The following is a 652-nucleotide window of genomic DNA, read 5'->3' as shown; positions in this document are numbered from 1 at the left end:
GCCCCGGTGCCCGGGGCCGCCCCTCGTCGTCTCCGCGTCCGCGCCGGGAATATGCTTCACACCATGACGAGTGAGCCGGAGCAGCAGATCGGAGTCGGGTCGCCGGACGCGTTCCAGCGCCTGTGGACGCCCCACCGGATGGCCTATATCCAGGGCGAGAACAAGCCGACCGGGCCCGGGGCGGGCGACGGCTGTCCGTTCTGCGCGATTCCGTCCGCGTCCGACGAGGACGGGCTGATCATCGCCCGGGGCGACCGCGTCTACGCCGTGCTGAACCTCTACCCGTACAACGGCGGCCATCTGATGTGCGTGCCGTATCGCCATGTCGCCGACTACACCGAGCTGGACACCGGCGAGACGGTCGAGCTGGCCGAGTTCACCAAGGCCGCGATGGTGGCGCTGCGCGCCGCCTCCGGGGCGCACGGGTTCAACATCGGCATGAACCAGGGCTCCATCGCCGGCGCCGGCATCGCGGCGCATCTGCACCAGCACGTGGTGCCGCGCTGGGGCGGGGACACGAACTTCCTGCCGGTCATCGGCCACACCAAGGTGCTGCCGCAACTGCTCGCGGACACGCGCAAGATGCTGGCCGACGCCTGGCCGTCCGCCTAGCGAACGGGTGCGGGGGTCGTACCACCGGCCCCCGCACCCG

General features: G+C 71.2%; 1 protein-coding gene. It reads left to right on the top strand.

Annotated features, from left to right (window positions below; all coding sequences use genetic code 11):
* The first annotated feature begins 51 nt into the window (after positions 1–51).
* Positions 52–612: an HIT family protein gene (locus tag ACSNOD_RS31600; protein ID WP_436770504.1), complete on the top strand. Its 561-nt coding sequence runs from the start codon at positions 52–54 to the stop codon at positions 610–612.
* Positions 613–652: the final 40 nt, after the last annotated feature.

It is taken from the genome of Streptomyces sp. URMC 123 (genome assembly GCF_051386515.1).
In the GTDB taxonomy this organism is placed as follows: Bacteria; Actinomycetota; Actinomycetes; order Streptomycetales; family Streptomycetaceae; genus Streptomyces.
Note: the sequence above shows the minus strand (reverse complement) of the source record. Positions and strands in the feature narration are given on the sequence as shown.